Origin of the sequence: Nocardia sp. NPDC058058, assembly GCF_042885355.1 — a bacterium.
In the GTDB taxonomy this organism is placed as follows: domain Bacteria; phylum Actinomycetota; class Actinomycetes; order Mycobacteriales; family Mycobacteriaceae; genus Nocardia.
In genome coordinates this window covers 1,460,681-1,482,364 of the sequence record NZ_JBHVSA010000001.1, presented here as the reverse complement: position 1 = coordinate 1,482,364, position 21,684 = coordinate 1,460,681, and the positions used below count along the sequence as shown (strand labels likewise).

The following is a 21,684-nucleotide window of genomic DNA, read 5'->3' as shown; positions in this document are numbered from 1 at the left end:
TGTGTCCAAGAATTAGCCGATTGTAGCGGCCCGCCGCCCTATCGATCCGGTGACTTACCGAATGGGTGTCGGCTGCGGGAATGTCCACTGCCCGTTGAGGATCGAAGGCTGCGGCTCATAGAGCCGGACCATATAGTTCCACCCCGGCATGATCGGGAGGCAATTGCCGGTGCGCGCGTCGCAGCCACCGAAGCGAATGTCGAACGAACCGTCCGGATTGGTAGCGGCGGTGACATTGTTGATCGAGTAGGCGTTCAGCGGATTCGCCTGGAAGTAGCCTTGCGGGTTGTACAGGCTGATCGACCAGAAGCCGTTCACCGGAACGTCTTTCACGTGCAGGGTGTAATCGGTCGTGCCGGTGTTCTCGGCCGGGGTCACGGTGAGGTAGACCGCGTCCTGGAGCGGATTGCCGCCCCAGGCGGAGGCCGCGCCGATGAGGTGCTGGATCGGGTTGACCTCATCCCTGGGGCCGAACGCGCCGTTGGTGTTCGGCAGCGTGCCCGCCAGGGTCAGCAGTGCGTCGCGGACGATCTTCTGGCTGGCCGGATCCCACTGCGGAATCTCGAATGTGCCGGGGCCGCCGGGCTGTTCGACCTTGATCGCATCCTGCAAACCGTGCACGGTGTCCAGATCCGCGGGATTGTTCGGGTCGACGAAGGTGCGCACGCCGAGCATGAGATAGCGGGTTCCGATCTTGTCCCGGTCGAAGGTGTAGCTGCCGGCTTTGTACACCACCTCGTGGGTGTATTCGTCCTCGTCGATGACCTGCATTGACATATATCGCTTCCCGGAATCGGGCAGCGTGACCGTCACCGGACCGGCGTCGAGATCGAACACCGCGGACGAGTAGAGCGTGTCCCGGTTGGGGCGCACCACCGTCTGATGGTCGATCGGCATCAACTCGCGATTGTGGTGGAACCGCCCGAATCCGCCCGCTTGGACACTGCGCGCGAACTCCATATCGGTTTCGGCGCGCACGAAATTCTCCGGTGTCACCGCCAGCGGCTCGCCGAGCGGATACTTCGGCGCGGTCGTCGCCGCGGCGTCCGGACTCGACGATGTCGCGGCGCTGTCCTGCGATTTCCCGGAACCGCCGCACGCGGTCACCGCCAGCAGCACGGTGGCGGCCAAGCCGGAGATCATCATCAGTTTCTTCACGACTGCGAGCGTGACATCGCGCCAGGTCAGGCGGTTCACCCACAGCGGGTGATCTGACACGCGGGGCCGCGCCCGTTTCGTCACCGGATAGCCGGGTAGGTCCGTTTCGGGTCGATTCCCGGCTCACCGAGTTCGCTCGATGGAAGGAATGACACATGAGTGCGACCGATAAGGCCAAGAACAAGGCAGAGGAAATCGCCGGTAAGGCCAAGGAGAAGCTCGGTCAGGCGACCGGCGATCGGGATACCGAGAACGAGGGCAAGGCCGACCAGGTCAAGTCCGACTTCAAGGACGCGGGCGAGAAGGTCAAGGACGCTTTCAAGCACTGACCTCCCGGGCCCGCCCCGGAATCCGTGGTGCCCGGACCGAAAGGTGTCCGGGCACTGCGGTTTTCGCACCGTGGGCGGCGCGAGATCCTAGGTGCGGATGACCAGTACCAGGCCCGCCGAGACCAGCGCGAGCGCCAGGGCCCCGAGGCCGTAGGCCAGGCGCGGTGTGCGCAGCGCGGGCACGAACCGATCCAACGCGTAGGCGCCCGGACCGGTGACGGTCAGCGCGGCGGCCGCCACGGTCAGCAGCAATTCGTATTCCACACCCTTGGGCGCGAAGAACCCGCCGCCCCATTTGACCGCGAGCGCATTGAGCAGGGTGCCGACCACGGCCGCGCCCGCGAGCGGGGTGAGCAGCCCCAGCGCCAGGCCCAGACCGCCGAAAGTCTCGGTGAGACCGGCGATTACGGCCATGGTGCGGGCGGCGGGGTAGCCGCTGGAATCGAAGAACGCCGCGGTGCCGTCGATACCGCCGCCGCTGAACCAGCCGAAGAGTTTCTGGGTGCCGTGCGCGGCCATGGTCAATCCGACCACCAGGCGCAGCGCCAGCAGTCCGAGGTCGTAGGGCGCGGTGCGGGTGGAATCGACGCCGATCTCGGCGGGTTTGGTCAGCGCGGAAATCGTGGACATGAGAACGCCTTTCGAGGAGGGTCGGGTCAGCCGAGCTGGATGGAGCGACGCGCCATGCCGAACCAGTAGCCGTCGATGACGGTGCGGACGGTGTCCAGATCGGACTCGCCCGCCCCGAGCGCGACGAACAGGGGCGCGAAGTGTTCGGTGCGCGGATGCGCGAGTTCGGCTCCCGGCGCGGTGTGCCGGAAGTTCAGGAGTGCGTCGATATCGTTGGCCGCCAGCGCTTCCCGGCCCCACTGGTCGAATTCGACGGTGAACGAGTAGGCGTGTTCGTCATCGCCGGTCATGGCGCGCAGATTGTGGGTGAAGAATCCGCTGCCCACGATCAGCACGCCCTGGGCGCGCAGCGGTGCGAGCTTGCGGCCCACCTCGAGCAGTGCCCGCGGATCCAGGGTCGGAATCGAGAGTTGCAGGATCGGCACATCGGCGTCCGGATACATCTCCTTGAGCGGCACATAGGCCCCGTGATCCAGGCCGCGATCCGGGAAATCCTGCACGGTCGTACCGGGACCGGCGAGCAGCGCGCGTACCTCGGCGGCCAGCTCCGGCGCACCCGGTGCGGCGTAAGTGACGTCGTAGTACCGCTTGTCGAAGCCGCCGAAGTCGTACACCAGCGGGGTCACGGTGGTGGCCCCGAGGGCGATCGGCGCCGTCTCCCAGTGCGCGGACACCACCAGGATCGCGCGCGGTCGCGGCAGCGCACCCGCCCACGCCGCCAATTCGCCCGGCCAGTGCGCGTGGTCCGCCAGCGGCGGCGCTCCGTGCGAGAGGTACAGCACGGGCATGGCCCGATCCTCGCCTGTCATCGCGTTCTCCTCCGCCGGTGATGTTCAAATTTGAACAACTAGCACGCTAGCAGGCTGTTCAAATTTGAACAACCGGGGCTATGCTGGCGGTTGTGCACGATCCACAGTGGCTGAATGACCGCGAGATGCGGACCTGGCAGAGTTTCCTCGCGGCCGGGGCGCTGGTCGGGCGTGAGGTGGAACGACACCTCAAACAGGAAGGTTTCTCGCACACCCAGTACGAGGTGCTGGTCCGGCTGTCCGAGGCCCCCGGCGGCGCGGTGCGCATGACCGAACTCGCCGATGCCCTCTACACCTCCAAGAGCGGCCTGAATTACCAGGTCACGCTCTTGGAGAAGGCGGGATTGGTGCGACGCGAGAACTGTCCGACCGATGTGCGCGGGGTGCTCGCCGTGCTGACCGGCGCGGGCCGGTCCAGACTGGCCGAGATCGCGCCCGGTCATGTCGACACGGTGCGCCGGGCGCTGATCGACGTGCTCACCCCCGCACAGCAGCAGGCCATCGCGGACGGCCTGGGCGAGGTCGGAAACCGCCTCGCCGGGTCCTGATCGGCCGTACTAGCCGATGCTGGCGGACAGGTCCGGGATCATCCGGTACGCCTCGTCCTGCCAGTTGTTCCAGGCGTGAATACCGAACGCGGGGAACGAGTATGCGACATTGCCCGCGCCGAGCGAGGCCATCCGGACCTGGAAGGCGCGCGTGTTGGCCAGTGCCAGCGCCTCCAGCGCCATACCGTTGACGGTGCCCATATTCGGACCGTCCATGGCGGTCGGCCGCCCGCTCGCCGCGGCCACGTAGACCCGGGTGTTGTTGGCGACCAGCTGCGGTGCGAAGACGAAGGGGTCCATCCGCAACCACTGCGGTCCCCACGGCGGAGCCATCGAATCGACGTTGTAGCCACCGGCATCGATCATGGCCAGTCGAATGGCCTCGCGCATACCGGGCGCGGAGATATTGAGGTAGCCGGAATACGAACCGGCGAAGCTGAACTGATCCGGATGGTAGGCGGCCAGGGTCAGCGCCGCACTGCCGCCCATGGACAGGCCGAAGACGCCATTGCGATTGGGGTTGAAACCCAGTCGATCGCGCAGCGCCCAGCGCAGATCGTTGGTCAGGAAGGTCTCCCAGGTATAGCGGTAACTCTTGCCCGGACCGCCGGACAGGGCATCGGTCGCGCCGGAGCCGGTATTGGCCGATCCGGTGCCCGCGGGGATGCCCAGGAATTCGCTGGGTGCGTTCCAATCGGTGTAAAAACTGGATTGACCACCTACGGGCATGACCACGTTGATGTTCCAGGACGCCAGCGTCTCCGCGACGTTGGTCTCGATTTCCCAGCCGTTCAGACCTTCGCCCGCGCGCATTCCGTCGAGGGCGTAGACCACGCGATTGGTGTTGCCGTCCGCGGCGCGCAGTACGCGAGTCTTGATGGGCCCCATGGATGGGGAGTCCACCCAGAAGTCGAAAGCCGCGGGATTGAACGCCGCCGACGCCTTTGCGCCACTGCCCAAAACGGTTGTCCCCAAGGGTATGAGCAGCGCCAATGCCAAGAACAGCACCGTACGCCGCATCGGGCCGCCGGGCCCCTGTCTCGAATTCGTCCTACCGCGAATCGATCTCATCGATCGGGTCCTCTCGCTCGAGCGGTCATATCGACCGCAGGGCCATTCGGATCCGGTCCCCGCACCGGGCGCGGAGCGAGCGCGGCTCCGGAGGCAGTTTCCGTCACCACGCTCGCTCGAACACCTATCGGCACCCGCGACGGAAACGTTGCTAAAAATTTGCCTAATGTTCTGTGACGCAGCGCACGTCGCGATCGGGCGAAACGGGCACGGCGTTCTGGCGCATCACGTACCGCGCGGTACGCAAGTGGTACGTGCGCACCGTTCTGTGATCGAGTGTGCGAGTGGGAGACGAGATCACACCCTCCGCCGGGCCCCTGGACGGAACCGAAACGGGTAGTTGGCGTTTCAGCCCGGGCGGGCGCGTCGATGATTTCGGCACATACCGCTTCGTCTGTCCGGTGCCGGGTTGTCCCTGGTTCCATGACGAGAACACCACGCAGGCGAATCCGGGCTGGCGCGATCGGGTCGGCGCCGCCGTCGACGCGCATATCGCCGCCCTGCATCCGCACTGGATAATCGAATGAGTCGCGTGATTCGACTTGGGCCACTGCGGCTTTCGCATTCCGCCGGGTTCGCGATCCACCTCTGTACAGAGTGTGCCCGGGCCGCGACAACCGCGCGGCGCCCGGCTACGCTACGGCCATGCCGTACGTAAGTACCGATGGTGCCCGTATCTTCTACACCGATTCCGGTGGTCAGGACCGGCCGGCCGTGGTGCTGGGCCACGGGTTCTTCATGGATCTGTCGATGTTCGCGCCGCAGGCCGAGTACCTGGAGGCGCGCGGATTCCGGGTGCTGTGCTGGGACGCGCGCGGCCACGGCGCGACCGTCTCGGACCCCGAGCAGTCCTTCACCTACTGGGACTCGGCGCGCGATATGTTCGCCGTCATGGACGCCGCGGGCGTCGAGCACGCCATTCTCGGCGGTATGTCGCAGGGCGGTTACGCGGTGCTGCACGGCGCACTGCTGGCCCCCGAACGCGCCGACGCGCTGCTGCTGTTCGACACCGAGGCCGGCGACTCCCCGGAGGAACAGCGGCAGGAGTACCGCGGCCTGTTCGCCGCGTGGACCAATCCGGAGGTGCCGATCGGCCAGCTGTCCGAGGGGCTGGCCGCCCAGCTCATCGGCGGTACCGTGGTCGATCAGTCGCCGTGGCGCTACAAGTGGGCCGCCAGCGACCGCACCGCGATCCGCGCCGCCGCGCAGACCCTGATCGAACGCGAGTCACTGCTCGATCGACTGTCCGAGATCACCTGTCCCGCACTGGTTCTACGCGGTGAGCACGATGGTTCCAGTACCGCGGAGAAGTCCGCGGCACTCGCCGAAGGACTGCCCGCCTCGGGTCCGGTGGTGACCATCCCCGGCGCCGGGCACGCCGCCAACTGGACCTCGCCCGATCTGGTCAACGACGCGCTGGGGGAGTTCCTCACTCGACTGACAAGTTCGCCGGTCCACTGAACGGCTGCCGGATGCCGATGAACCACTGGAACGGTGCGTCGACACCCGGCACATCGGTGATCCGGACCCGCACGCTGTACGGCTCGAGCGTGTCCGGATCGCGCAGATGCATGAGCGGCTGATGCCGTTCGAAATCCACCCGCTCGGCCAGGTACATGGCCCGGAACTCCTCGCACGCGCTGAGCTGGGCGAGTAGTTCCATCGCCCATTCGGGATCCTGGTACCGGCCCATATGCCAGCGGAACCAGTTCACCGTCAGGCGCGCCTCGTCCTCCCATTCGAGCATCACCTGGCGTGATTCGGGTACCAGGAAGAACCACACCAGGATATTGACCACATCCAGCAGCCGGGGATATGCGCGATCGTAGGTGTCGTTGACCCACAGCACATTCCAGCGCTCGTCGATATAACCGGACAGGTGCGGCATCAGATCGTCCGCGGCGGCGCGCAGATCGTCGGTGATCAGGCTCAGCATGGTGGCCACGGGCATCGGGTCGTGCGTGCGCGGACCTGGGGTCTTGGGGGCCGCGAGATTGTGCATGTGCTGTCGTTCGGCGGGGGTGAGCTCCAGTGCGCGGGCGATCGCGTCCACGACCTCGGGGCTGGGTGACACCTTCTCGCGCTGCTCGATCTGGGCGATATAGCTGGCGCTGACATCGCAGCGGGCGGCCAAGGCGGGGCGGCTCAGTCCGCGCGGATGCTCGGGCGGTCGCGGAAAGGTGCGGTGGGTTCGGACGAAGTCGGCAAGATTGGGGGCCAGCAGCTGGTCGGCTATGAATCCCCCCGGCGCGGAGTGGCCAGCATTCACGATCAGGACACTACCCGCTGAGCGGCCCCTCGACCGAGCGACCATCTGTTCCGGTTCACGAAGTTCGCCCCGAAAGTTCGAATCTCGTTCGCCGCTCGGTGCGGGTTTCCGGCCCACCCGGCACCAGCCTCTGGTCAGAGGTACCTCTAATCAGCGTGTCTCATACACCTTTACCCCCGCGAATTCGCGTGATGGGATTGCCTGCGGTCACGATCGCTGGTCGAGGCCGAAGTGATGGGCAATTGCACTGCAGTACAGCACATTTCGCATGTGCCTCGGCTGTGCCGCACCTCACAGTTCGCCCGCCCGGCGCCGTGCGGGAGTTCCGGCGCGAGGGCTGCGCGAAGGGGGCGCAGTCCTCGCGAACGGGCGATGCTGCGGCTGATCCGGGGGCTGAGAAGATGACCGTTGTTCTACCGTGTCCAGCGTGGTGCGTCGAGCACGAGGATCCCGATCCATTCGACCCCTTCGACGGCGGGCGGCACGGCGGGCAGGAGATGTCGGTACTGGTCGGCCCGCAGCCGCGACCGGTGTTGCCCGCTGTCTTCGTACAGTTGAACGCGCACGACTGTGACGGGTTGCGGCACAGCTGGATAGATCTGGTCGCGCCCACCCGCGCGCACGCCGAACTGACCGAGGATCAGGCGGTTCGGGTCGCCGATACCCTCATCGCGGTGGCGGACCTGTGGGATTACCGGGTACTGCCCGATACGCTGCTGCTGGCCGATGTGTGCCCGCCCTGGTGCGTTCAGCATGAGGGCGCGATCGAGCAGGATCCGCTGGTGGAGTTGTGGCATCACGGCCGGTCGGCGGCGATCCCGGTCGACGGCCCGCATCGCTGGAACGCCGAGATTCGAATCCGCCTGTGTGCCAGCGATACCCGGCTGGGCAGGCGGATTGTGATCGCGCTCATAATTCAGGATGACGAACCCACCGAGGTCACCGCGCCGGAGGCCCGTCGCATCGCCGCCGCCCTGCTCAATGCCACCGATGAGATCTGCGCGCGCTGATCGCGGTCGCCCGCCCCGATGAACCGGCGGCCATTCCTCCGGTTATCGTCGAGGTGTTCGAATGGACAGCTCGGAGATGGAGGTAGTCAGATGGCTGGAATTCCCGCGGTACCAACGTCGTTGCTCGCGGCGGGCAGTCTGGTGGGCGGATTCGCACTCGCGCAGGCCACCAAGAAGCGGCAGCTCGGCGGTGTGGTCTTCGCCGCGGGCACGGCGGCCGCTATTCCGCAGTGGCGCAAGACGATCGGCGTCGGCGGCGCCGCCGCGCTGACCGGATTGTCGATCGGGGCGATGGGCGCCTCGCATCCGCTGGCCAAGAAGATCGGCGCCTGGCCGTCGGTGGCGGTGGTATCGAGCGCGGTGGCGCTCACCGCCTGGGCCGCGGTGGATCGCAAGGCCTGACCCGCACTCGCCCGGCGATTTCGGCGGCCCGCTCACAGCAACGCTCGCTAGGCTGCGCGGGTACGCCAGCCCAGCGATCCGAGGACGGCTCATGCTCCGGTTTTTCCTGATCGGGTTTCTCGCCACGGCCGTCCTCGCGGTCGGCGTGGCCGCCGCCATCGGGTCCTGGGCCTGGTTCGTCCTGCTGGTGATCCTGGTGGCGCTGCTCGTGCTCGGCGTCTACGACATCATCCAGACCCGGCATTCGATACTGCGGAACTATCCGGTGCTCGGGCATATGCGCTATCTGCTGGAGAGCCTGCGGCCGGAATTGCAGCAGTACTTCATCGAGCGCAACTACGACGGCCGCCCGTATGACCGTGATGTGCGGACCATGATCTACGAGCGCGCCAAGGGCATCAACGGTGAGCTGTCCTTCGGCACCGAACGCGATGTGGAGGCGGTCGGCTACGAATACCTGGTGCACTCCATCGCCCCGGTGCCCCAGCTGGCGAAGCCGCCGCGGGTGCTGATCGGCGGCCCGGACTGCACGCGGCCGTATTCCATGGCGCTGCTGAATGTTTCGGCCATGAGTTTCGGCGCGCTGTCGGCCAATGCGCTGCGCGCGCTGAATCGCGGTGCGGCACTGGGTGGTTTCGCGCATGACACCGGTGAGGGCGGACTCACGCCCTATCACCTGGACGGCGGCGGCGATCTGGTGTGGGAGATCGGCTCCGGCTACTTCGGAACCCGTACCGGCGACGGACATTTCGATCCCGCGCGGTTCAAGGACCGGGTCGCGCACGACCACATCAAGGCCGTATCGGTCAAACTCAGCCAGGGCGCGAAGCCGGGTCTGGGCGGTGTGCTGCCCGCCGCGAAGGTGACCCCGGAGATCGCGGAATTCCGCGGCGTACCCGTGCACGAGAAATGCGTCAGTCCCGCGGCGCATTCGGCCTTCTCGACGCCGCGCGAGTTGATCCGGTTCATCGCCGGATTGCGTGATCTCTCCGGCGGTAAGCCGATCGGCTTCAAACTGTGCGTCGGCTCGCGGGTCGAAGTGCTCGCGCTGTGCAAGGCCATGCTGGCCGAGCGCAGCACCCCCGATTTCATCATCATCGACGGCGCCGAAGGCGGAACGGCCGCAGCGCCTTTGGAGTACGAGGACCATGTCGGGCTGCCGCTCACCGATGGCCTGATGATCATGCACAACGCGCTGGTCGGCGCGGGGCTGCGCGATCGGATCAAACTCGGCGCCAGCGGCAAGATCGCGCTGGGCAATGACATCGTCAAACGGCTCATCCAGGGTGCGGACTTCACCATGGCCGCGCGCGCCATGATGATGGCGGTCGGCTGTATCCAGGCTCAGCGCTGCCACACCAATGAATGTCCGGTGGGTGTGGCCACCCAGGATCCGCGCCGCGCCCACGCCCTGGATGTCGCGGACAAGAGTGAGCGGGTATTCCGCTATCAGCAGGCCACCACGATGCAGGCCGCGCAACTGATGGCCTCGCTGGGTGTTTCGGAGATCGCGCAACTCACCCCGCATCTGCTGCGCAAGCGCATATCACCGACAGAGCAGCGCTCCTACGCCGAGCTGTACGAATGGCTCACCCCGAACCAGCTGCTGGAGGAGCCGCCCGCGAGCTGGGTGCTGGATTGGGTGGCGGCCGATCCGGATTCGTTCCGCCCGCAATTCGCCGGCATGGATCGGTAGCCGACGTGTCATTCTGAGCGGATGGCCGCCGAACACGATCGGACGCGAACATTCGAACTGCTCGCCCGCGCCGGGGGAGCCGACACCCCGGCCCCGGACCGGACTGCCGCCTTGGAGGCGCTGGCCGCCCTCGAGGACTATCGCGCCGTCGAACCCCTCACCGCGATGATGCTCGACGCCGAACTGCCCGAACCGATTCGGACACAGGCCTCGGATGTGGTCGTCGCCTACCAGGACGCCGTCGCAGCCGAAGCGCTCCGAACCTGGTGGGGGAGTGGCGATCCGATCGTCATGCGGCACGCCCTAGGCCTGATGGGCCGCGCCGAGGCGGATCTGCTGATCCCGGTCGCGGCCGATGACGCGCATCCCCTGCAAGCGGATGCGCTGGCCGGTATGGGTTTCGGCTTCGGTGAGCCCGAATTCATGCCCGTGCTGATTCGAGCCCTCGATCACCGCGACCGCGACATCCGTGCGGTGGCAGCGGAAACGCTGCTGTGGGAGGAGCCGGTCGCGGCCGAGGAGGGGCTGCTCGCGGCGGCCCGGGATCGATCGGCCGAACTCGCGGCGGTGGCCGTGAACACGCTGCGCTACTACCCGACTCGCCGGGTGCTGCGCGCCGTCGCGGAACTCCGGGATTCGAATGAACGGGAGCTTCGTGCCGCCGCCCTCGAGACGTTCGAGGATCTGCGCGCGCAGTTCGAGTCGTCGGTCCACACCGCGGGCGCGAAAGAGGCTGCCGCGGTGCGCGAATGGGTGCGCCCGGTCGCCGATCTGCTCCGTCCGCCGCGTCCGGACCACCCGCCCCATCCGTCCACACCGCCGCGTCCCCCGGACGTGCTGTCGGAGCATGCCGTCATCGCGATTCTCGACAACCCGGATCAGGACTGGCTGGAGCTGACCGGCACGCTACGCCGAATCGACTGGAGTGCTTACGATTCCGGTGCGCGGACGCGCCTGACCGGGCGGCTGGCGACGCACCCCGATCCGCTGGTGCGCGAATGCGCGGCCGCGGTTCTGGTCGGCTGGTCCGACGCCGACACCCTGCTGGTGCTCACCGCGGATCCCAGCCTGTCCGTCCGCAAGGCCGCCATGTACTCGCTGATCCTGCTGCCGGTCGACCCCGGAATCGCCACTGCCGCATGGCAATACCTCGCAACCGCGACCGGAACGACGGCCTATGAGGCGCTGCGCACCTACGTCGCGCACGCACCCGCTGCGGAGGCGATCGATCGTCTGGTCGAACTGGCCCGCACCGACCCCCGGGAAGTGATCCGCCATACGGCCATTCACAGTCTGGGTGATCTCGACGCGGCCGATCCCATTCGCGCCCTCGCACCCGTTCTGCACGAGCAGCCGGGCATCACCTGGTCAGCGCATATCGCCCTGCTGAACGAACTCGGCGAACTCGGCTCGCCGGTCAGACCGCCCGCCTATCTCGCCACGGTCGACAATCTGGATCTGGCCTGCACTCTGGCCGAATATCAGAATTGACCGGCGATGAATCCGGCGAACAGCACCGCGAACCCGCCCACCTCACCGATGATGAGCGCGATCATCGAGACATTGGTGCCGATTTTGCCTGTCTGACCGTGGAATTGGTTCGTCGTGTCCTTCAGCAACCCGTGCACGATATAGGCGGCGATCGCGGCCACGAAGAAGATCAGCACCACGATATCGGCGGTCAGATTCACTGCGGTCGGCCAGCTGCTGAGTTCGGTGAACACCGCGAGCAGCAGGGTGGCGAAGGAGTAGAGCAGGGTCGCCCGATGTGCGATATCGACGTAGATATGCGCTGTCGCGTCCGGTGAGGTGCGGATCTGCTCGTACTTCCAGACCCCGAGCAGCAGTGCCAGCAGGAACAGCAGCCCGGCGGCGGCCAGGGTGATCCGGGTGTCGATGCCCAGTTCGATCGCCGTCGCCAGCTCGCTCGTGTTCATGACTCTCCTCGTATCGCCCGCACTGTCGACCGCGAATGTAACCGGTTTGGGATGCCGGGAAAAGTCATTGGTTAACGGTGTTTAGTTGTTCTCGAGGTCCGCCGGGCCGAAGACGCCCTGGAAAATGTCCGCGCCATGGCTGGTCGGTTCGGGCGGCCCGGCGGTCAGTCGATAGGTGCGCCTGCCCTCGGCGTCGCGGCGGGCGCGCAGGAACAGATCGGTGCGGTGCCCGGCGCCATGGCGGCGATGCGCGAATTCGTAGAGGTGGGTGACCAGAACGATCTTGACCCCGGAGTCGAGCAGCGCGGAGATGATCGGCTCGGCGATGGCGGCCGCATCGCGCTCATTGGTGGAGGCGAAGGGCTCATTGCACAGCAGCAGTGCGCCCGGGGTGAGGGCGTCCACGATCTCGGCCATGCGGGACAGTTCCTCGTCGAGGCGGCCGTGCGTCATGGTCGGATCCTCGGCGCGCACGAAATGCGAGAAGATGCCCGCGCGCACATCGGCGCGGAAAGTCTTGGCGGTCACGAACATTCCGGCCTGCATGAGCAGTTGCGCGGTTCCCGTGCCGCGCAGGAAGGTCGATTTGCCGCCGCTGTTGGCGCCGGTGACGACCAGCAGGGTCGCGCCATCGGCCGCGATATCACTGCCGATCACCTCGGACGCGGTCAGGCACAGCACCGTATCGCGCAAATCCGTTGCGCGCATGAGGTTCTCGTCCGAGGCGACCGGTTCCGGGAAGCAGACGGGCGCGCCGGATCGGGTCAGCCGCTCGTGCAGGTTCACGCCGCCGAGGTAGAAGGCCAGTTCGGTGCGCAACTGCCGGAAGAAGTCCTGCACATTGTCGGTGACCCGGGAGATCACCTCGGCGACGCTGTCCAGCGGCGGTTCGATGACCGCCCGCAGCGGATCGCCGTCATGGAATTCGAAATTGTCGAAGGCCTCGAATACGGTGCCGGAGCGGCGGCCCAGGCGCAGCCGTTTGGCGGCGGGCGGGGGCTCGTGCAGCATGATCCGATCGGCTTTGTTCCCGGTGCCCAGCGCCGCGCTGAAATGGATGCCGTGCTCGAAATACAGTGCGGCCACGTGCTGTTCGAGCACCCCGAGATAGTTCTCGTCCAATTGTGCCGTCAGCACCCGGTGCAGTCGCCGCAGTCCGTCCGAGGTGCAGGAGGCGGCGTACTTCTCGAGCGTCTGGCGCAGTTGCCGCAGATGTCCGATCAGCGCCTCCAGCGGTTGCAGGGCCAATCCGAGCTTGCCGCGCGGTTCGCGGGTGCGCCCTGTGGTCCAGCGCCGCACCGTGGTCGCCGCCGCGGTCACCGCGTACAGCGCGCGCGGCAGATCGGGATCGGCACAGCAGTCCGCGAGCACGCCCTGCCGGTGCCGGATGATCGCGCAATCCGTGAGTCCTACGGGCACAATGGTTTTCACGACCTGGGCGATGAATTCGTCACCGGCGGCCATGGCGGCGTAGAGCTCGTCCAGGCCGAGGTCGTCGGTGAGCGCCTCGCCATTGCGCGCCCCGTGTACGCTCGCGCCGGGCGGATGCAGCAGGCCGATCGGGATCATCGAATCCTCGCCCGAATCTCGCGGTAGGTCAGCCCGTGTCGCTGCGCGAGCGCGGCCGCGTAGGCCAGCCCGTCGGGCAGCCGGCGTTCGATTCGATAGGTGCGCACCGGATCATCGCCGGATTCGACGCCCGCGACCATGCTGACCACCTCCGGGCGGACGGCCGCGAGCTCGTCCAGGAATGTCACGTACACCGCCACCGCACCGCGGTCGACGATTCGCCCGACCACCTCCGCGCCGATGGTCACGGCATCGGAAGCGGTGGTGGTGCTGAAGCTTTCGTTCAGCACCACCACGCTGCGTGCGGTGAGCCGGTCGAGGATCTCGCGCATGCGGGTGAGCTCCTGCGCGAGCGCGCCGTGCGGATCGTCGATATCGTCCGCGCGCACGAAATGTGTGAATACGCTGTCCGGCAGCATGGTTCGCGCGCGCGTGCCGGGAATCGGGCAGCCCAGGGCGGCCAGATACAGCGACTGCCCGACCATGCGGGCGAACGTGCTCTTACCGCCCTGATTGGGGCCGGTGACGGCGAGCACGCGTTCCGCTCCCGCGAGCCGGAAACTATTGCGCACGACGGTTTCCTGCCGCTTGGCCAGGGCGAAACCGAGGGCGGCGTCGAAACCGTCCAGCACCTCGATCCCGTCGAAGTCGGCCGTGACCTCCGGATAGCAGAACGGCATGCCGCGGGCGCGCAGCCCCCGCACCAGGCGGAGATAGTCGAGATAGAAGCGCACCTCGGCATCGAATCGCGCGATGACCGGATCGATGAAGTCCCGATATCGCTCGGCATGGCGACCGAGTCGTTCGAAGACGGCCGGATGCTGTTCGATGACCGCCGCGATGACCTGCTCTTCGACCTCGTTCATATCCGGCCACGGATCCACCGCGGGCGGCCGCGGCGGATCACCCTCGGGCCGGAACCGGGCGAAGGCCGCCGCGATGGTCTCGCTGAAATCGGGCTGTCCGCCGTACCGGTCGATGACCAGTTGTCGGCCGGTCACCTGCACCGAATAGCGCACGGCGTCCAATTCCGCGCGCACCCCCGCCCCGTCCGCGGCGAACGCGCGGAACGAGTCGAGATCGACATAGCCGGACAACCAGGCGGCCCATTCCCGTAGTCCGGCGGATTGCGGCGCGAGCCCTTGCAGCGCGATGCTCATGCCGCGCACGGTCCGGCAGTACACCGCCTCCGCGTCGATCTGCCAGCGATTGCGCTGCTGCGGATGGGTCAGCCGTCCCGCGCGCTCCAGATGCGCCCGGACCGCACGCATTCCGTCGACGAAGGCGTCGAATATCGAACGGACCGCGTCATCCTCGAGATCACCGAACACCTGCTGCCGGAAACCGACCAGTGCGATATCGCGGAGCGGGCGATACTGTGCCGCCCGGTGTTCCGCGCCGCCGGTGGCCGCGAAGACCTGATCCAGGTTCAGATCCGTGAGCGTCGTATCCTGGGCCGTCTCCGGACCGGGAGCTTCGGCATGGCCCCACAGAATGCTGCCGAAGTCCATCGATTCGCACTCCTGTCAGGCCGTATCGTGACGACGGTGCCGCCCCCCGGTATCCGGTTCGGTCGTGATGCGCGGTAATTCGGTGGTGGTTTCCGCATCGCCGCGAAGGCGCGAGCAGAATTCCTCGACGCTCCCGTATCTGGAGAGCACCTCGCTCAGCAACTGATGTGTATTCGTCACTGCCACTGTTGTTTTCGCCACCTCTGATCGGAAGAGCTACCGAGCAATAACCGCACAGCTTGTGGACCGTCGATCACTGTAGTGGCGCGGACACGAGCGCGTGAATGGCCAGTTGCTGACCATTCGTGCCAACTTCCGGGTGGACCGGAGTGTCGGCGACGCGGCCGGGGCTGGTCAGGACCGAGTGGCCGCTTCGAATTCGGGCTGGGGGACGCCGTTGAACAGGTCGACGAGGCCGTAGGGCGCGCGTTCGCCAAGGCACAGGTCGAGGATCTCGTGGGCGTCGGCGTAGAACGCGGTGCTGCGCGGGAACATGGTTGCCTCGTATGCGCTGAGGGCGGCTTCGATATCACCCGGATGGGCGGCGAGGGCGAGGGCGAGTTCCGCGCCATCGAGCATGGCCAGGTTCGCGCCGTCGCCGGAGGGCGGCATCAGGTGCGCGGCATCGCCGATCAGGGTCACCCCGGGCACCCGGTTCCAGTGGTGGCCGTCCGGGAGCGTGTGGATCATGCGCGGCACGGGGGCGGAGTCGCCGTCGGTGATGAGCGCGGTGAGTTCCGGTGCCCAGCCGTCGAATTCGGCCGCGATCCGCGCGGTCGCGGCGGCGGCATCGGTGAAATCGATGGCGGCGATCCAGGCGGCCGAGCGGTTCAACTGTACGTAGGTGTGCAGCGTGCCGCCCGATTCCCGGTGCGCCGTAATGCCTTTGCCCGGTGTGGCCGCGTACATCGCGCCGTCGCCGACCAGGGCGGCGGTGGCGGGGTGCCGGTGATCGGCGTCGTACAGATAGGTCTCGATGAATGTCGTGCCGATGTACTCGGGTGTGGCGGCCGAGAGCAGCGGCCGGATCTTGGACCAGGCGCCGTCCGCGCCGACCAGCAGATCGCTGCGCACGGTCGAACCGTTCGCGAAGGTGAGTTCGTGGCGGCCGTCGCCCAGCGGTCGCACGCCGGTGACCTTGTGCCCCCATCGAATCGTGTGCTCGGGCAGCGAATCGAGCAGGATCTGCCGCAGATCCCCGCGCAGTACCTCGGGCCGGGTCGCCTGCCCGTCGTCGGCGACATCGAGCAGCAGGGTGCCGTCGCGGTCGAAGACGCGCTGCGCCTCGGCCCCGGCGTGGATGATCGCGCGGAATTCGTCGGTGAGCCCGGCCGCGTCCAGCGCGAATTGCCCGTCGTTCTGATGAATGTCCAGCTGACCGCCCTGGGTGCGGGCCGCCGCCGAGGGTTCGGCCTCGTAGATCGTGGCCGCGATGCCGTGTACGTGCAGGACGCGAGCCAGTGTCAGTCCGCCGAGTCCCGCTCCGATGATGGTGATCGATGTCGTCATGATGAGCTCCCTTCAAGTCTTCTGGAACGGCGTTCCATGAATTCAGTTTGGAACAACGTTCCAGACATGTCAAGATGGGAATCGTGACGACCAAGAAGCAGCGGCCCGAACGCCGCGCGGACGCGCTGTCCAAGGAGCGCATCGTCGAGACCGCGATCGCGATCCTCGATACCGAGGGTGAGAACGCCCTCACCTTCCGCGCGCTCTCGGCCCGCCTGGCCACCGGCAGCGGCGCGATCTACTGGCACGTCGCGAATAAGAACGACCTGCTCGCGGCGGCCACGGACGACATCATCGCCCGGGTCATGGCCGAGGTGTCCGGGGGTGCGGATCCGCGCGAGTCCATCCGCGCGGTCGCCCTGGGCGTCTTCGACGCGATCGACGCGCATCCCTGGGTGGGCGCTCAACTCTCCAGTGAGCCATGGCATTCCGCGAATATGCGAATTCTGGAGGGCGTCGGCGGACAACTCGAGGCGCTCGGCGTGCCCGCGGCGGCGCAGTTCGACGCCGCCTCGGCACTGGTGAACTACATCCTCGGTCTCGCGGGCCAGTACGCCGCCGGTGCGCGGATCGCCCGCGACACCGACCGCGCGGCCTTCCTGGCGACCGTCGCCGATACCTGGACCCGGCACGATCCGGAGCGATACCCGTTCGTGCACAGGGTCGCCGCGCAACTCGCCGAACACGACGATCGCGCGCAATTCCGCACCGGCATCGACCTCATCCTGGCCGGTATCGACACCCTCCGATAACCCGGCGCGCTATGCCCCGGGCGGGCCGTGCGCGCCGGACCTACCCGATTCAGCCGCGGGCGGCCTGCTCGATCACATCGGCGACCGCGAGGGGCTGGGAGACCAGCGAGGCGTGCGAGGCGGTGATCTCGCTGGTGTGCGCGTGCATGCGCTGGGCCATATAGCGCTGGGACGCGGGCGGGATGACCTGGTCCTGGGTGGAGACCAGATACCAGCTGGGGGTGCCGGACCAGGCGGCGGGACCCGACGGTTCCAGGTTGGCGGTCAGCGCCAGCGAGCGCTGATGCGTGATCATGTCCGCGGCCGTGGCATCGGAGACGTCCTGGGCGAAGACCTCGTGGAAGTACGCGGGATCGACGTAGGCGTCCAGACCACCGTCGGCAACCTTGACCGACAGTGCGGGTGGCAGCAGCCGACTGCCCGGGAACTGGATCGGATTGATCTCCAGCAGCGCGGGTTCGCCCGGGGTCGGGGCGAACCCGGCGATGTAGACCAGCGCGGTGACCTTCGGGTCGGCCACATTGGTGATGACCGTGCCACCGTAGGAGTGCCCGACCAGCACGATCGGCCCGCTGATGCCGTTCAGCGTGCGTTCGATGGCGGCCGCGTCATTGGCGGGTCCGCGTAATGGGTTGTCGGGCACCACGACCCGGTATCCGTCGGCGCGCAGTTTCGCGGCGACGCCGTCCCAGCTGGTGGCGTCCGCGAACGCGCCGTGCACCAGGACCACCGTCGGCAGCGCGGGCTCCGCGTGCGCGGTGACCCCGGTGAGGCCCAGCACGGCCGCCGCGCTCAGCACACCGGTGCGCAGGGTTGTCGGTATCCGCATGATCGTTCTCCTGTCCCAGCGGGCGCGTCGCGAGTACCGCGACGGCCCGGATGTCCTCGTCGGGCGGGCAGTTGATTACCCCGAACGCTATACCTATGCGGCGCAGAATTCGTTTCCCTCGGATCGATCAGGACCCACCGGTGCCCGGGGGCCCTGATCGACATCCCCGTCAGCCCGCTAAAAGTCTTGTGGCCATTGTGTTCTCGAACTCACAGGAAACACCCAGCGCACATACAGCGTCACCGAGGTTGCCACCGCCACCATCTAGCCATGACGGTGTGGCACAACGATTCGGAACCGGGGCTGAGCGGGACGTGAACCTGCGAAAGACGCTGGCGCGGCGGGCATCCTCGGTGCCGCTCCGGATCGGCTTGGTGGTGGCGATGGTGGCGCTCGCGGCGCTGGTGCTGTTCGCCTCGGGGGTGGCGCTGACCTCCGCGCTATCGCGATCGCTCACCTCGCGGACCGATGAGCAGCTCTTCGACGCGGCCCGCGGGTGGGCGCAGCCGCGCGCGATGAAACAGATCACCACCGAGGACGGCCGCGCGGTATGGGTGCCCACCGATGCGCCGCGCCCGCCGCAACCGGTGAAGAGCACCGGCGAACAGCCGCGCCGCTTCTATGAACTGCGCAAGGGTCCCGATGGCACCGTGTACTCGGAATTCCTGGCGGGAGGCGATGATTCGACCCCCGCGCTGTCGGATCTGCACGGCGACGGCCCCGCCACGGTGCGCTCCACCGATGAGTCCATGCCACGCTGGCGGGTGCTCACCATCGCCAACGAGTACGGTTCGACCACCATCGGCATCTCGCTCGCCGAGAACAGCGAGACCATATCCGGTCTGATCTACTTCGAATTGGCCACCGGCATAACGGCTTTGCTGGTGCTGGGCACCGGCGGCTATCTGGTGGTGCGCCGCAGTCTGCGCCCGCTGCGCCAGGTGGAGGAGACCGCCGCCGCCATCGCGGGCGGTGATCTGCATCGCCGGGTGCCGGTTCGCAATGTCGATACCGAGGTCGATCATCTGGCCCGGTCCCTGAACGAGATGCTGGCCCAGATCCAGCACGGGGTGGCCGCGACCGAGGCGCAGGAGGAGGCCGCGCGGCGGTCGGAGGCCAAGATGCGTCGTTTCATCGCCGACGCCAGTCATGAACTGCGCACCCCACTGACCACCATTCGGGGTTTCGCCGAGCTGTACCGGCAGGGCGCGAGCGCCGACGCCGCCGGAATCCTCACCAGGATCGAGGCCGAGGCGGCCCGGATGGGTCTGCTGGTCGAGGATCTCCTCATGCTGGCCCGGGTCGACGCCAACCGCCCGTTCGAGCGCAAACCGGTGGACCTGCTCACGCTCGGATCGGACGCGGTGCACAATGCCCAGGCCATCGCCGCCCGCCAGCAGGCCACTGCGGACGCGCCCGCCCGCCCGATCAAACTCGAGGTGTGCCCGGGCGAGGGCACCCTCCAGGTCGTCGGCGATGAGGCCCGGCTGCGGCAGGTGCTGGCGAATCTGGTCGGCAACGCCCTGACCCATACGCCCGCCCCGGCCCCGATCACGGTGCGGCTCACGCCCTCGTCCGATGAGGTCCGGATCGATGTCGAGGACAAGGGTCCGGGGCTGGCCCCCGATGCCGCCACGCGGGTCTTCGAGCGCTTCTATCGCACCGATTCCTCACGCACTCGCGCCAGCGGCGGCACCGGTCTGGGGCTGTCCATCGTGCAGGCCCTGGTGGTCGCGCACGGTGGCCGGGTGACGGTGGACACCGCGCCGGGCGCGGGCGCGACCTTCACGGTCCGATTGCCGCGCGAGGTGCCGCCGGGCCCGCCTGCCACGAGTTGATCCGAGCCGGGAACGCGGCGTTTTCGGCGTCGGATACCCGCAGGTAGAGATCAATTCGGGTTGATTACGTTTTGATAACGGGTGAGTGGGTACTCGGTACCTGTCGGATTCGTAGAGAAGTGAGGAACTTCATGAACGAGGCGATAGCCACCAAGGACAGCTACGACGATATCGAGGTGCGATTCACCGAATGGGCGCAGCTCGATCGTGCCGACCCGCGCTGGGAGGCGCTGCGCGAACGCATCATAGAACTGTGCCTGCCGTTGGCGGAGCACATCGCGCGCCGATACAAGGGTCGCGGTGAGGAGTTCGACGATCTGCACCAGGTGGCCTCGATGGGACTGGTGGCGGCCGTGGACCGCTTCGACGTGACGCGCGGAAGTTCGTTTCTGTCCTTCGCGGTGCCAACGGTAATGGGTGAGGTGCGCAGGCATTTCCGTGATAACACCTGGTCGGTGCGAGTTCCGCGCAGCGCCAAGGAATTGCAGCAGCGCATCGCCCCCACGGTGGAGGTGCTGGCGCAGCGGCTGGAGCGCATGCCCACCGCGCGTGAGATCGCCGCCGAGCTCGAGGTCGAATTGGCCGATGTCACCAAGGCTTTGGTGGCGCGCAACGCGTACCAGGCCAGTTCGCTCGACGCTACGCGCGATAGCGAATCCGGTGAGTCCCCGCTGGTCGCCACGCTCGGCGCGGAGGAGCCGTCCTATCGGCTCTTGGAGAACGCGATGGCGGTCGGCCCGCTGCTGGCGAAATTGCCCGCGCGCGAACGGCAAATTCTGCACTGGCGCTTCTTCGAGAATCGCACCCAGTCCGAGATCGGCAAACGATTGGGCGTCTCGCAAATGCAGGTTTCGCGATTGCTCACGCGCACACTGTCCGACCTGCGTGAACAGGCACTCGGCCCGGAGGAATTCGCGCGCACCGCGTAATCCGGCCACTCATGACGCACGGCGCGGGCACTCCGGCCGGCACGGTTTCCTGGGAACGACTCACAGCTTCGTCTGTTACGGTCTCGCGGCCGACTCAGGGCAGAACGAGGTTGGAGGCGCAGTTCTATTGCACGGCAATACTTCCGGGATTCCGAATGGCCGGGGTGCGCACCGGCGCCAGCCCGCGATCAAGATATTGCGCGGTCGCGCGGTGATAGCCGCGGTGGCCGCGGGCGCGGCGGTGGCCGCGACCCAGGCCGGTATGCAGGAAACGCATGAACAGCCGATGGACACCGCGGCCACGGGGGAGTTGGCGGCTTTGCAGCCTGCCACCCTGGATGGCACCGATGCGCATTTCCCGGAGATTCTCGATGCCGCCCAGGTGGAGAATCCCGAAGACTTCCAAGACATTCTGCGCAATGGCGAGCAATTCGAAGCCGAAATCGCCGCCCGCGCCGCCTCGAAACTGCGCCCGCTGTTCGTGAAATTCGCCGACGGCACCTTCACCTCGGGTTTCGGTTCGCGCTGGGGCGCCGAACATTTGGGCGTGGATATCGCCGCCCCGATCGGCACGCCGATCTACGCCGTCGAGGACGGCAAGGTGATCAGCGCGGGCCCGGCCTCGGGTTTCGGTATGTGGGTGCGACTTCAGCACGATGACGGCACCATCACCGTCTACGGGCATGTCGATACCGCGACCGTCGATGTGGGCCAGAGGGTGCTGGCCGGTGATCAGATCGCCACGGTCGGCAATCGAGGTTTCTCCACCGGCCCGCACTGTCATTTCGAGGTGTGGCTGAACGGCGCGGACAAGGTCGATCCGCTGCCCTGGCTGGCCAGCCGCGGCATTTCCCTGGGCCCGGAACGGGATTGATCGCCCCGGTGGCC

At 67.1% G+C, this 21,684-nt stretch carries 21 protein-coding genes and 1 pseudogene; 12 read left to right on the top strand and 10 right to left on the bottom strand.

Features of this window, described 5'->3' with window-relative positions:
- Window positions 1-54: 54 nt before the first annotated feature.
- A complete protein-coding gene (locus tag ACFVUS_RS06865; protein ID WP_387765436.1) occupies window positions 55-996 on the bottom strand; it encodes a DUF1254 domain-containing protein in 942 nt (313 codons plus the stop codon).
- Window positions 997-1,313: 317 nt separating this feature from the next.
- Between ACFVUS_RS06865 and ACFVUS_RS06860 the strand changes: the two genes are divergently transcribed.
- Window positions 1,314-1,487, top strand: coding sequence for a CsbD family protein (locus ACFVUS_RS06860; RefSeq protein WP_387762224.1), 174 nt, complete (start codon window positions 1,314-1,316; stop codon window positions 1,485-1,487).
- 87 nt (window positions 1,488-1,574) lie between these two features.
- On the opposite strand, the gene ACFVUS_RS06855 is transcribed toward ACFVUS_RS06860, so the two are convergent.
- Together ACFVUS_RS06855 and ACFVUS_RS06850 are read right to left on the bottom strand one after the other, a co-directional pair.
- Window positions 1,575-2,117 carry a DoxX family protein gene (locus ACFVUS_RS06855; RefSeq protein WP_387762223.1) on the bottom strand — a complete coding sequence of 181 codons (543 nt, stop codon included), beginning with the start codon at window positions 2,115-2,117 and terminating at the stop codon, window positions 1,575-1,577.
- Window positions 2,118-2,143: 26 nt separating this feature from the next.
- The gene (locus ACFVUS_RS06850; protein ID WP_387762222.1) at window positions 2,144-2,926 is read right to left on the bottom strand and encodes a dioxygenase; all 783 of its coding nucleotides are present in this window, start codon (window positions 2,924-2,926) and stop codon (window positions 2,144-2,146) included.
- Window positions 2,927-3,018: 92 nt separating this feature from the next.
- Here ACFVUS_RS06850 and ACFVUS_RS06845 point away from each other — a divergent pair, with 92 nt between their 5' ends.
- Complete coding sequence (locus ACFVUS_RS06845; RefSeq protein WP_387762221.1) at window positions 3,019-3,474, top strand: MarR family winged helix-turn-helix transcriptional regulator; 456 nt, start codon at window positions 3,019-3,021, stop codon at window positions 3,472-3,474.
- Window positions 3,475-3,483: 9 nt separating this feature from the next.
- Here ACFVUS_RS06845 and ACFVUS_RS06840 read toward each other — a convergent pair whose 3' ends face one another.
- Entirely contained in the window at window positions 3,484-4,545 is a 1,062-nt protein-coding gene (locus ACFVUS_RS06840; protein WP_387762220.1) for an alpha/beta hydrolase, read from the bottom strand.
- Between the two features lie 284 nt (window positions 4,546-4,829).
- Here ACFVUS_RS06840 and ACFVUS_RS06835 point away from each other — a divergent pair, with 284 nt between their 5' ends.
- Window positions 4,830-5,072: a hypothetical protein gene (locus tag ACFVUS_RS06835; protein WP_387762219.1), complete on the top strand. Its 243-nt coding sequence runs from the start codon at window positions 4,830-4,832 to the stop codon at window positions 5,070-5,072.
- A gap of 118 nt (window positions 5,073-5,190) precedes the next feature.
- Window positions 5,191-6,006, top strand: a complete 816-nt coding sequence (locus tag ACFVUS_RS06830; protein ID WP_387762218.1) for an alpha/beta fold hydrolase — start codon at window positions 5,191-5,193, stop codon at window positions 6,004-6,006.
- On the opposite strand, the gene ACFVUS_RS06825 is transcribed toward ACFVUS_RS06830, so the two are convergent.
- Window positions 5,975-6,814, bottom strand: coding sequence for a helix-turn-helix domain-containing protein (locus ACFVUS_RS06825; RefSeq protein WP_387762217.1), 840 nt, complete (start codon window positions 6,812-6,814; stop codon window positions 5,975-5,977). The genes ACFVUS_RS06830 and ACFVUS_RS06825 overlap by 32 nt on opposite strands.
- A gap of 401 nt (window positions 6,815-7,215) precedes the next feature.
- On the opposite strand from ACFVUS_RS06825, the gene ACFVUS_RS06820 reads away from it, so the two are divergent.
- From ACFVUS_RS06820 to ACFVUS_RS06805, 4 genes are all read left to right on the top strand, one after another.
- Window positions 7,216-7,824: a DUF6907 domain-containing protein gene (locus ACFVUS_RS06820; RefSeq protein ID WP_387762216.1), complete on the top strand. Its 609-nt coding sequence runs from the start codon at window positions 7,216-7,218 to the stop codon at window positions 7,822-7,824.
- A gap of 90 nt (window positions 7,825-7,914) precedes the next feature.
- A complete protein-coding gene (locus ACFVUS_RS06815; RefSeq protein WP_387762215.1) occupies window positions 7,915-8,226 on the top strand; it encodes a hypothetical protein in 312 nt (103 codons plus the stop codon).
- Window positions 8,227-8,317: 91 nt separating this feature from the next.
- Window positions 8,318-9,922: an FMN-binding glutamate synthase family protein gene (locus ACFVUS_RS06810; RefSeq protein WP_387762214.1), complete on the top strand. Its 1,605-nt coding sequence runs from the start codon at window positions 8,318-8,320 to the stop codon at window positions 9,920-9,922.
- A 21-nt stretch (window positions 9,923-9,943) separates the two neighbouring features.
- On the top strand, window positions 9,944-11,413 hold the full coding sequence (locus ACFVUS_RS06805) for a hypothetical protein (protein ID WP_387762213.1): 1,470 nt from the start codon (window positions 9,944-9,946) through the stop codon (window positions 11,411-11,413).
- Here ACFVUS_RS06805 and ACFVUS_RS06800 read toward each other — a convergent pair.
- From ACFVUS_RS06800 to ACFVUS_RS06785, 4 genes are all read right to left on the bottom strand, one after another.
- Window positions 11,404-11,859 (bottom strand): hypothetical protein, encoded by a 456-nt coding sequence (locus ACFVUS_RS06800; RefSeq protein ID WP_387762212.1) that lies wholly within the window; start codon window positions 11,857-11,859, stop codon window positions 11,404-11,406. The two genes, ACFVUS_RS06805 and ACFVUS_RS06800, sit on opposite strands and share 10 nt — an antisense overlap.
- Before the next feature lie 81 nt (window positions 11,860-11,940).
- A complete protein-coding gene (locus tag ACFVUS_RS06795; RefSeq protein WP_387762211.1) occupies window positions 11,941-13,428 on the bottom strand; it encodes a DNA mismatch repair protein in 1,488 nt (495 codons plus the stop codon).
- Window positions 13,425-14,939 (bottom strand): DNA mismatch repair protein MutS, encoded by a 1,515-nt coding sequence (locus tag ACFVUS_RS06790; protein ID WP_387762210.1) that lies wholly within the window; start codon window positions 14,937-14,939, stop codon window positions 13,425-13,427. The genes ACFVUS_RS06795 and ACFVUS_RS06790 overlap by 4 nt, the downstream gene beginning before the upstream one ends.
- A 354-nt stretch (window positions 14,940-15,293) precedes the next feature.
- Complete coding sequence (locus tag ACFVUS_RS06785; protein ID WP_387762208.1) at window positions 15,294-16,448, bottom strand: FAD-dependent oxidoreductase; 1,155 nt, start codon at window positions 16,446-16,448, stop codon at window positions 15,294-15,296.
- A 74-nt stretch (window positions 16,449-16,522) separates the two neighbouring features.
- Between ACFVUS_RS06785 and ACFVUS_RS06780 the strand changes: the two genes are divergently transcribed.
- Window positions 16,523-17,200 (top strand): TetR/AcrR family transcriptional regulator, encoded by a 678-nt coding sequence (locus ACFVUS_RS06780; RefSeq protein WP_387762207.1) that lies wholly within the window; start codon window positions 16,523-16,525, stop codon window positions 17,198-17,200.
- Window positions 17,201-17,249: 49 nt separating this feature from the next.
- On the opposite strand, the gene ACFVUS_RS06775 is transcribed toward ACFVUS_RS06780, so the two are convergent.
- The gene (locus ACFVUS_RS06775) at window positions 17,250-18,029 is read right to left on the bottom strand and encodes an alpha/beta fold hydrolase (RefSeq protein WP_387762206.1); all 780 of its coding nucleotides are present in this window, start codon (window positions 18,027-18,029) and stop codon (window positions 17,250-17,252) included.
- A gap of 314 nt (window positions 18,030-18,343) precedes the next feature.
- Between ACFVUS_RS06775 and ACFVUS_RS06770 the strand changes: the two genes are divergently transcribed.
- From ACFVUS_RS06770 to ACFVUS_RS06760, 3 genes and pseudogenes are all read left to right on the top strand, one after another.
- Window positions 18,344-19,867, top strand: a complete 1,524-nt coding sequence (locus ACFVUS_RS06770; protein WP_387762205.1) for a sensor histidine kinase — start codon at window positions 18,344-18,346, stop codon at window positions 19,865-19,867.
- A 131-nt stretch (window positions 19,868-19,998) separates the two neighbouring features.
- A complete protein-coding gene (locus ACFVUS_RS06765) occupies window positions 19,999-20,796 on the top strand; it encodes an RNA polymerase sigma factor SigF (protein ID WP_387762204.1) in 798 nt (265 codons plus the stop codon).
- A 436-nt stretch (window positions 20,797-21,232) separates the two neighbouring features.
- Window positions 21,233-21,670 (top strand): annotated as a pseudogene (locus ACFVUS_RS06760) (M23 family metallopeptidase); the annotation flags it as partial.
- Window positions 21,671-21,684: the final 14 nt, after the last annotated feature.

Coding starts and splice junctions, on each gene's coding strand:
- ACFVUS_RS06790 (WP_387762210.1), bottom strand. CDS start 14,939: ATGGACTTCGGCAGCATTCTGTGGGGCCATGCCGAAGCTCCCGGTCCG.
- ACFVUS_RS06855 (WP_387762223.1), bottom strand. CDS start 2,117: ATGTCCACGATTTCCGCGCTGACCAAACCCGCCGAGATCGGCGTCGAT.
- ACFVUS_RS06840 (WP_387762220.1), bottom strand. CDS start 4,545: ATGAGATCGATTCGCGGTAGGACGAATTCGAGACAGGGGCCCGGCGGC.
- ACFVUS_RS06815 (WP_387762215.1), top strand. CDS start 7,915: ATGGCTGGAATTCCCGCGGTACCAACGTCGTTGCTCGCGGCGGGCAGT.
- ACFVUS_RS06800 (WP_387762212.1), bottom strand. CDS start 11,859: ATGAACACGAGCGAGCTGGCGACGGCGATCGAACTGGGCATCGACACC.
- ACFVUS_RS06785 (WP_387762208.1), bottom strand. CDS start 16,448: ATGACGACATCGATCACCATCATCGGAGCGGGACTCGGCGGACTGACA.
- ACFVUS_RS06780 (WP_387762207.1), top strand. CDS start 16,523: ATGGGAATCGTGACGACCAAGAAGCAGCGGCCCGAACGCCGCGCGGAC.
- ACFVUS_RS06820 (WP_387762216.1), top strand. CDS start 7,216: ATGACCGTTGTTCTACCGTGTCCAGCGTGGTGCGTCGAGCACGAGGAT.
- ACFVUS_RS06795 (WP_387762211.1), bottom strand. CDS start 13,428: ATGATCCCGATCGGCCTGCTGCATCCGCCCGGCGCGAGCGTACACGGG.
- ACFVUS_RS06805 (WP_387762213.1), top strand. CDS start 9,944: ATGGCCGCCGAACACGATCGGACGCGAACATTCGAACTGCTCGCCCGC.
- ACFVUS_RS06850 (WP_387762222.1), bottom strand. CDS start 2,926: ATGACAGGCGAGGATCGGGCCATGCCCGTGCTGTACCTCTCGCACGGA.
- ACFVUS_RS06775 (WP_387762206.1), bottom strand. CDS start 18,029: ATGCGGATACCGACAACCCTGCGCACCGGTGTGCTGAGCGCGGCGGCC.
- ACFVUS_RS06860 (WP_387762224.1), top strand. CDS start 1,314: ATGAGTGCGACCGATAAGGCCAAGAACAAGGCAGAGGAAATCGCCGGT.
- ACFVUS_RS06830 (WP_387762218.1), top strand. CDS start 5,191: ATGCCGTACGTAAGTACCGATGGTGCCCGTATCTTCTACACCGATTCC.
- ACFVUS_RS06765 (WP_387762204.1), top strand. CDS start 19,999: ATGAACGAGGCGATAGCCACCAAGGACAGCTACGACGATATCGAGGTG.
- ACFVUS_RS06810 (WP_387762214.1), top strand. CDS start 8,318: ATGCTCCGGTTTTTCCTGATCGGGTTTCTCGCCACGGCCGTCCTCGCG.